Source organism: Streptomyces sp. NPDC048462 (assembly GCF_043200175.1).
In the GTDB taxonomy this organism is placed as follows: Bacteria; Actinomycetota; Actinomycetes; order Streptomycetales; family Streptomycetaceae; genus Streptomyces.
On record NZ_JBICXG010000028.1, the window covers coordinates 88,387 to 97,729 of the forward strand.

1 protein-coding gene is annotated in these 9,343 nt (G+C 73.9%); it reads right to left on the bottom strand.

Features of this window, described 5'->3' with window-relative positions; translation table 11 throughout:
- Positions 1–26 precede the first annotated feature (26 nt).
- Positions 27–9,343: SDR family NAD(P)-dependent oxidoreductase (locus ACGFU6_RS32610; RefSeq protein ID WP_393616183.1), on the bottom strand; the 9,317-nt coding region annotated here is incomplete at its 5' end.

The window sequence follows — 9,343 nt, forward strand, 5'->3', positions numbered from 1 at the left end:
TCGTCACCCGTCACGTGCTGTGCGGTTCAGAACCGCTCGTCGATGAATGCGAAGATCTCGTCGTCGTCGGCGTCCTCGATGGACTCGGCCACCGATTCGGCCTTCGCGTCCGCTGGATGCGTGCTGCCGGGTCCGCCGCCGATTCCGCCCCACAGGCCGGTGAGGGCCGTGAGTCGGTTGGCGATCTCCTTGTGCGCTGTTTCGTCGGGGGTGGCGGTGCCGTCGGCGGTCTGTCCGGCGAGGGCACCGAACAGGGCCTCCAGGCGGTCGAGTTCCGCCATGACGGAGGTGCCGCGCGCGTCCGTGGCGGCGGCCGCGGGTGCGGTCCCCTCCTCGGGCGCCAGTTCGCGGCGCAGGTGCGTGGCGAGGGCCTCCGGGGTCGGGTGGTCGAAGACCAGGGTGGCCGCCAGGCGCAGACCGGTGGCCTCGGCCAGCCTGTTGCGCATCTCGACGGCGGTGAGGGAGTCGAACCCGAGCACCTTGAACGCCCGGTCGACGATGATGCCTTCCGGTCCGCCGTGGCCGAGCACGGCCGCGGCGTGGATCCGTACGGTCTCCAGGACCAGTTCCTGCCGCTCCTGGGGGGCCAGGCCGGCGAGCCGGTCGGCGAGGGTCTCCTCGGGGCTGTCCTGACTGCGCCGGTCGGTCCGGTTCTCCGTGCCGCCGACGAGCGAGCCGAGGAAGGCGGGAACGGGGCCGGCCGCGCGCAGGGCCGCGTGGTTGAGCCGGATCGGGACCTGGAGGGGGCTGTCGACGGCCTGTGCGGCGTCGAAGAGCGCGAGTCCCTCGGCGTCGGTGAGGGGCATGACGCCGCCTCGGGCGAGCCGGCGGTGCATTCCGCTCTGGTCGAGGTGCCCGGCCATGCGGCTGCTGCTGGACCACAGGCCCCAGGCGAGGGAAACGGCCGGCAGGCCGAGGGAGCGGCGGTAGCCGGCGAAGGCGTCGAGGAAGGCGTTGGCCGCCGCGTAGCCGCCCTGGCCGGGGCTGCCGAAGAGCGCGGAGGACGAGGAGTAGAGGACGAAGGCGGACAGGTCGAGGTCGCGGGTCAGTTCGTGCAGGTTGAGCACGGCGTCGACCTTGGGCCGCAGGACGGTGTCCAGGCCCTCGGGGGTGAGCGTGGGCAGGGTGCCGTCGGCGAGGACGCCGGCGGTGTGGACCACGGCGGTCAGCGGCTGGTCCTGCGGGATGTCCGCGAGGAGCGCGGCGAGCTGTTCGCGGTCGGCCGCGTCGCAGGCCCGCACGGCGACCTCGGCGCCCAGGGCGGTCAGTTCGGCGGCGAGGTCGCGGGCGCCCTCGGCCTCGATGCCCTGGCGGCCGGCGAGCACGAGGTGGCGGACGCCGTGCTCGGCGACCAGGTGGCGGGCGGCGATGCTGCCGAGGGTGCCGGTGCCGCCGGTGACCAGGACGGTGCCGTACGGCCCGAAGGACGGCGGCAGGGTGAGGACGAGCTTGCCGGTGTGCCGGGCCTGGCTGAGGGTGCGGAACGCCTCGCGTGCGTGCCGGATCTCGTAGGCCGTCAGCGGCAGGGGTTCCAGGACCCCCGCCTCGAAGAGGGTGAGCAGTTCGCGGAGCATCTCGCCGACGGTCTCCGGACCGGCCTGCACCAGGTCGAAGGCCTGGTAGACGGTGCCGGGGTGGTCGGCGGCGATCTGCCGCGGGTCGCGGACGTCGGCCTTGCCGAGCTCCAGGAAGTGACCGCCTGTGGGGAGCAGCCGCAGGCCTGCGTCGACGAACTCGCCGGCGAGGGAGTTGAGGACGATGTCCACGCCCTTGCCGCCGGTCTCGGCGAGGAACGCGTCGGCGAACTGCAGGGTGCGGGAGTCGGAGATCGCCTCGTCGCCGAGGCCGAGGCGGCGCAGGGTGTCCCACTTGCCGGTGCTGGCCGTGGCGTACACGGTCAGTCCGTGGTGGCGGGCCAGCTGGAGGGCTGCCATGCCGACGCCGCCGGCGGCCGCGTGGATCAGGACGCTCTGGCCGGGTGCGGCCTTGGCCAGGCGGGTCAGGGCGTACTGGGCGGTGAGGAACACGGCGGGTACGGACGCGGCCTCGGCGTAGGTCCAGCCGGAGGGGATCGGGGCGACCATGCGGTGGTCGGCGATCGCGTACGGGCCGAAGCCGCCGGTCCACATGCCGAGGACGCGGTCGCCGGGGGCGAGTCCGGTCACGCCGGGCCCGACCTCGGTGACGACGCCGGCGCCCTCGGCTCCCATGACGCCTTCGCCCGGGTACATGCCGAGGGCGATGAGGGTGTCGCGGAAGTTGAGTCCGGCGGCGCGTACGGAGACGCGCACCTGCCCGTCCCGGAGTTCGCCCAGGGTGTCGGGCGCCTCGGCGAGGCGCAGGCCCTCCATGGTTCCGGTGCCGCTGGTGGTGAGGTGCCAGGCGGTGGTGTCGACGGGCGGCACGAGGTTGTCGCCCCGGGTGGCGTCGGTGCCGGGCCTGGCGAGCCTGGGGACGCGGACATCGGTGCCTCGGACGGCGGCCTGGGGTTCGCCGCAGGCGAGGGCGGCGGCCAGGGCGGTGCCGTTGACGGAGTCGGTGTCCACGTCGAGCAGGGCGAAGCGGCCGGGCTCCTCGGACTGGGCGGAGCGGATCAGGCCCCAGACGGTGGCTGCGGCGGGGTCGTCGAGGTCGTCGTCGGCGCCTGCGGCGACGGCGCCTCGGGTCACCAGGGCGAGGGTGGTGGCGGTGAGGGCGCTGCCGTGTTCCAGCCAGGTCTGGGCGAGGTCCAGGGCCCGGTGGGCGGTGGTGTGGGCGGAGGGCGCGTCGGGGCGGGGCAGGTGCGGGAAGGAGACGACGGCGGTGTCCGGCGCCTGTCCGGCGGCGGCGGCTTCGAACAGTTCGTCCAGGCCCGGGTACCAGTCGCAGGAGGTGCCGGTGGTCTCCAGCGCGGAGGCGACCTTGGCGTGGTCGTCGCCGACGACGGCGATCCTGCGTACGGGCAGGGCCTGGGCGGTGGGCAGCGGCTGCCAGTCGACTTCGTACAGGGCGCCGTTGCGCTTGGCGCGGCCCTCGGGGCCGATGGCGAACTGGTCGTCGGAGACGGTCCGTACGACGAGTTCGTCGACGGAGAGGACGGGCCGGCCGGATTCGTCGGTGCACAGCAGGCGCACCGCCTCGGCGCCGGCCGGGGAGATGCTGACGCGCAGCCGGGCGGCGCCCTCTGTGTACAGGCGGACGCCGCGGACGGCGAACGGCATGCGGGCCTTGCCGTCCTCGGGGAAGAACGATCCGAGGTTCATGGCCTGGAGTGCGGCGTCGAAGAGCGCGGGGTGCAGTCCGAAGCCGGCGGTGGCGTCGCCGGCCTGCGGCGGGAGGGCGACCTCGGCGTGGACGGTGGTGCCCTCGGCCCAGCCGGTGGAGAAGCCCCGGAAGAGCGGGCCGTAGTCGTAGCCTCGGTCGGTGAACCGTTCGTAGAAGGCTTCGGGGTCGGTGTCGGCGGGCCGGGCGGCCGCCGGGGGCCATACGGCCGGGCCGGCGGGGGCGGGTGCGTCCTCGGCGGGGGCCACGACTGCTTCCGCGTGGCGGCGCCACGGGGAGCCCGGGTCGGCGCCGGCCTCGCGGGAGTGGACGGTGAGGGTGCGCCTGCCGTCGTCGTCGGCGGCGGTGACGAGCAGGTTCAGCTCGACGGCGCCGTTGTCGGGGAGGACCACGGGCGCCTGCAGGATGAGCTCGTCGAGGCGGTTGCAGCCGTGCTGGCGGCCGGCCCACAGGGCGAGGTCGACCAGGGCGGCGCCGGGCAGCAGGGCCGTACCCATGAGGGCGTGGTCGGCCAGCCACGGCTGGGTGTCGGAGCCGAGCCGGGCGGTGTAGGCGACCGAGCCGGACTCGGGGAGTTCGACGCCGGCGCCGAGCAGCGGGTGGCCGGCCTCGCGGATGCCGATGCCGGCGGCGTCGCCGCGGCGGGCGGGCGCGTGGTACCAGTAGCGCTTGCGCTGGAAGGGGTAGGTGGGCAGGTCGACGCGGCGGGAGTCGGTGCCGAAGAGGGCGTCGGCGTCGATCTCGACCCCGTTGATGTGGGCCATGCCGAGCGCGGCGCCGAACCAGCGGGCGCCGCCCTTCTCCCGGCGCAGGGTGCCGAGCACGGCGGCCCGGCCGCCGACGTCGGCGACGGTCTCCTGCACGGAGGTGGCGAGCATCGGGTGCGGGCTGGGCTCCAGGAAGACCTCGTAGCCGTCCGCTATCAGGGAGCGGGTGGCCAGCTCGAACTCGACGGGCTCGCGCATGTTCCGGTACCAGTACGCGCTGTCGAGGGCTGTGGTGTCGAGGAGTCCGCCGGTGACGGTGGAGTAGAAGGGGATCTGCCCGGTGCGCGGGGACACCGGTGCCAGGACCTCCATGAGGTGGTCCTTGAGGGCGTCGACCTGGGCGGAGTGCCCGGCGGTGTCGACGCCGGGGATGGCGCGGGCGTGGATCCCCTCGGCGGTGAGCTCCTCCAGGAGTTCGCGGAGGGCTTCGGGGTCGCCCGCGACGGCGGCGGTGCCGGGGCTGTTGACGGCGGCGACGGACAGCCGGTCGCCGAACCGCGCGAGGCGGACACGTATCTGCTCGGCGGGCAGGGACACGGCGAGCATGCCGCCCTTGCCGGCCAGGGTCAGCCAGGCCTGACTGCGCAGGGCCACGATCCGGGCGGCGTCGTCGAGGGAGAGTCCGCCGGAGACGTACGCGGCGGCGATCTCGCCCTGGGAGTGGCCGACGACGGCGTCGGGGTGCACCCCGATGGCCCGCCAGGCCTCGGCCAGGGACACCATCATCGTGAACAGCACGGGCTGGACCACGTCGACGCGGCTGAGCGCGGGGGCTCCGGGCACCTGCCGCAGCACGTCCATGACGGACCAGTCGAGGTAGGAACGCAGGGCGGCGTCGCAGGCCTGCGCGGACTCACGGAAGGCCGGCGAGCGGTCGAGCAGCCCCTCGGCCATGGCGGGCCACTGGGAGCCCTGGCCGGGGAAGACGAACGCGATGCGGTCGCCGGGACCGGCGGTGCCCCGGAGCACGGCCAGGTGCGGCCGGTCCTGGGCGAGGGAGTTGAGTGCGTCGAGGAGTTCCTCACGGCTCTCGCCGATGACGGCGGCCCGGTGCTCGAAGCGGGAGCGGGCCGCGACCAGGGTGTAGCCGGCGTCGGCGGGGTGCATGCCGGGGTGCTCGACGAGCCCGGCGCGCAGCCGGGCGGCCTGGGCGCGCAGGGCCGAGTCGGAGCGGGCCGAGAACAGCAGCGGGACGGTGACCTCGTCCCACCAGTCCGTGGCCCGGCTGTCGTCCTGGCCGCTGTCTTCGGTGGGACCGGCCGCGGTGTCGGAGCGCGGCGCCTCCTCGACTATGACGTGGGCGTTGGTGCCGCTGATACCGAAAGCGGACACGGCGGCGCGGCGCGCGGTGGCGCGCTCGGGCCAGGGCACGTCGTCGGTGAGCAGGGACACCGCGCCGGTGGTCCAGTCGACCCGCTGGGTCGGCTCGTCCACGTGGAGGGTGCGGGGCAGTGTGCTGCCGCGCAGGGCGAGGACCATCTTGATGACGCCTGCCACGCCTGCGGCGGCCTGGGTGTGACCGATGTTGGACTTGACCGAGCCGAGCCACAGCGGGTCGTCGGCGGGCCGGGCCTCGCCGTAGGTGGCCAGTACGGCCTGGGCCTCGATGGGGTCGCCGAGCTCGGTTCCGGTGCCGTGCGCCTCGACGGCGTCGACGTCTTCGGGACGCAGTCCGGCGTCGGCGAGGGCCTGGCGGATGACGCGCTGCTGAGAGGGGCCGTTGGGGGCGGTGAGACCGTTGCTGGCGCCGTCCTGGTTGACGGCGGAGCCTCGGATGACGGCGAGCACCGGGTGCCCGTTGCGCTCGGCGTCCGAGAGCCGTTCGACGAGGAGCATGCCGGCGCCCTCGCCGAGGGCGACGCCGTCGGCGCCGGACGCGAAGGCGCGGGAGCGCCCGGAGGGGGACATGACGCGCTGGCGGGAGAACTCGACCAGCATCTCCGGGGTCGACATGACGGTGGCGCCGCCGACCAGGGCCATGCCGCACTCGCCCCGGCGCAGCGACTGGACGGCCAGGTGCAGGGCGACCAGCGAGGCCGAGCAGGCGGTGTCGACGGTGACGGCGGGGCCTTCGAGGCCGAAGACGTACGAGAGGCGGCCGGACATGACACTGGCGGAGTTGCCGGTGCCGAGGTAGCCGTCGAAGTCCTCCTCGCTGTTCTGCAGCAGCGGCATGTAGTGCTGGCCGTTGGTGCCGACGAACACGCCGGTGCGGGTGCCGCGCAGGACGTTCGGGTCGAATCCGGCGCGCTCGCAGGCCTCCCAGGAGGTTTCGAGCAGGAGCCGCTGCTGCGGGTCCATGGCGAGGGCCTCGCGCGGGGAGATCCCGAAGAACTCCGGGTCGAAGTCGGGGGCCTCGTGGAGGAACCCGCCCTCGCGGACGTAGGTGCGGCCCTGGGCCTCGGGGTCCGGGTCATACAGCCCGTCGAGGTCCCAGCCCCGGTTGGTGGGGAAGGTGGTGATGGCGTCGCCGCCGTGGGTCACGAGCTGCCACAGTTCGTCGGGCGTGTTGATGCCGCCGGGGAAGCGGCAGGCCATGGAGACGATGGCGATGGGCTCGCTGTCGCCGCCGGCGGGCGTGGTGGCGAACGGGGCCGCGGTGTCGGGTTCCCGCACTCCGCCGGCCAGCTCGCCGAGGTGGCGGGCGACGGCCTCGGTGGTGGGGTGGTCGAAGACGAGCGAGGGGGCCAGGCTCAGGCCGGTGGCCTCCCGGAGCCGGTTGCGGAGTTCGACCGCGGTGACCGAGTTGAAGCCCAGTTCCTTGAAGGGCCGTTCGGAGGCGATGCCGTCGCCGGTGGCGTGGCCGAGCACGGCGGCGACGTGTGTGCGCACGAGGCGCACCAGCTCGCGCTGCCGTTCCTGGCCGGTCTTGTCGCGCAGGGTGGCCGCGAGGCCGGTGCCGCTGCTGTCCCGCTCGTCGGCGGCGGCCCGCTCGGCGGCCCGGAGCCGCTGGACGACGGGCAGTTCGTCGAGGAGGGCCGAGGGCCGGGCGGCGGTGTACGCGGGCTCGAAGCGCTCCCAGTCGATGTCGGCGACGGCTATGCCGGTCTCGCCGCGTCCGACGATCCCGTCGAGCACGTCGAGGGCGCGCTCCGGGTCGAGGAAGGACAGGCCGGTACGGAACAGCTGCTCGGCGGCGGGGCCGACGGCGACACTCTGCCAGGGGGTCCAGGCCACGGAGGCGGCGGGCAGTCCGCGGCTGCGGCGGCCCTCGGCGAGGGCGTCGAGGTACGCCGTTCCGGCCGCGTAGCCGCCCTGGCCCGCGCCGCCCCAGACACCGGCGACGGAGGAGAAGACGACGAACGCGTCGAGTTCCGCGTCCGCCAGCAGGGCATCGAGACGGGTGGCGAGGTCGGTCTTGGCCGCGACGGAGGCGGCGAAGCCCTCCATCGTGGTCTCGGTGAGCAGGGTGAGGGGGGTCGTCGGCGGGGCGACGTAGACGGCGGTAGGGGCGTGCTCGGCCAGGAGTGCGCGCAGTCCGTCCTGGTCGTCGAGCGCGCAGGGAACGACGGTGGTGCGGTCGGCCAGGGCGGCGAGCGGCCCTTCGGTCCCGGCGGTCTCGTCCGTGAGGGTGCCGGTGAGCCCGGCGAGGACGATCCGTTCGGCGCCGCCGGTCAGCAGGCGGCGGGCGAGGGGGCCGGCCACGGCGGCGATGTCGCCGACGACGAGGACGGTGCCGCGCGGGCGGGTCACGGCGGCGGCCGGTGCGGCGGGCGCCTGGATCAGGCGGCGGCCGTACGTGCCGGAGGCGCGGACGGCGACCTGGTCGTCGGTGCCCGGGGCGGCGAGGATGCCGGCCAGCTGCTGGAAGGCGCGGGCGTCGGCGTCGGCCGGCAGGTCCGCGAGTCCGCCCCAGCAGACGGGGAGTTCGAGGGCGGCGACCCGTCCGAGGCCCCAGACCTGGGCCTGTACGGGGGACGGGGTCTCGGCGGGGGACACGGCCGCGGCGCCGAAGGTGACGGCCCACAGCCGGGCCTCGGTGCCGGCGTCGGCAGCGGCCTGGGCGAGGGTGAGGGTACTGGCCAGGCCGACCGGGACGGCCGGGTGGTCGGGGTGCGCGCCCTCCGCGAGGGCGAGGAGAGACAGGATGCCGGTGAGCGGCTCGGTCCCGGCCCGGTCGGCGGACTCGGCGAACCGGGCCCGCAGCAGGGACCGGTCGGCGGTGGCCGGGTTCACGGCGAACGGCTCGACGGTGGCGCCCCGGTCGGCCAGGGCCTGTCGGGCGGACTCGGCGGCCGGGGAACCGGTCAGTGCCTCGGGGAGGACGAGGAGCCAGCGCCCGGAGAGGCGGGCGTCAGGATCCTTGGCGCTCAGGCCCTTCCAGGTGGTGCGGTAGCGCCAGGTTTCGGGACCGGAGGCCTCGGCGGCGGCGGCTGCGGGAGCAGCTGTCTTCTCCAGCCAGTAGTGCTCGTGCTGGAAGGCGTAGGTGGGCAGGTCGACGGTCCTGGCCCCGGTGCCGTCGAAGAAGACACTCCAGTCGACGTCGACGCCACGGACGAACAACTCGGCGGCCGAGGTCAGGAAACGCTCCCAGCCACCCTCCTCACGCCGCAACGAACCACTGACCACCACATCCAGCCCGGCCGCATCAGCACACTCCTGAATACCGATACCCAGCACCGGATGCGCACTGGACTCGACAAAGGTGCCGAAGCCCCGATCCAGGAGCAGCCGGACCGTCTCCTCGAAACGAACCGTCTGCCGAAGATTGCGGTACCAATACGACGCATCCAACTCGGTCGTATCAACCAGCTCGCCCGTCACCGTCGAATAGAACGGAACCTCCGAACGGCGCGGCGTGATCGGAGAAAGCACGTCGATGAGCTCGGCCTCGATCCGCTCCACATGCGCGGAGTGCGACGCGTAGTCGACCGGAACCTGCCGAGCCCGCACCTCCTCACCCTTATACGCGGCCACGATCTCCGTGATCGCGTCGGCATCACCGGACACCACCGTGCTGGAAGGACCATTCACCGCGGCCACACTCAGCCGACCAACCCACTCCACCCCTGCAAGGCGCTCCTCGACCTCCGCCAGCGGCAGCGGAATCGACGCCATACCCCCCAACCCGGCCAGCTCACGCCCGATCACACCCGCCCGCAACGCCACCACACGAGCCGCATCCCCAAGCGACAACGCCCCCGACACCACAGCCGCCGCGATCTCACCCTGCGAATGCCCCACCACCGCATCCGGCACAACACCGAAAGAACGCCACAACTCAGCCAACGACACCATCACAGCCCACGTCACCGGCTGCACCACACCCACACCATCCAACGAACCCCCCGCACGCACCACCTCAACCACATCAA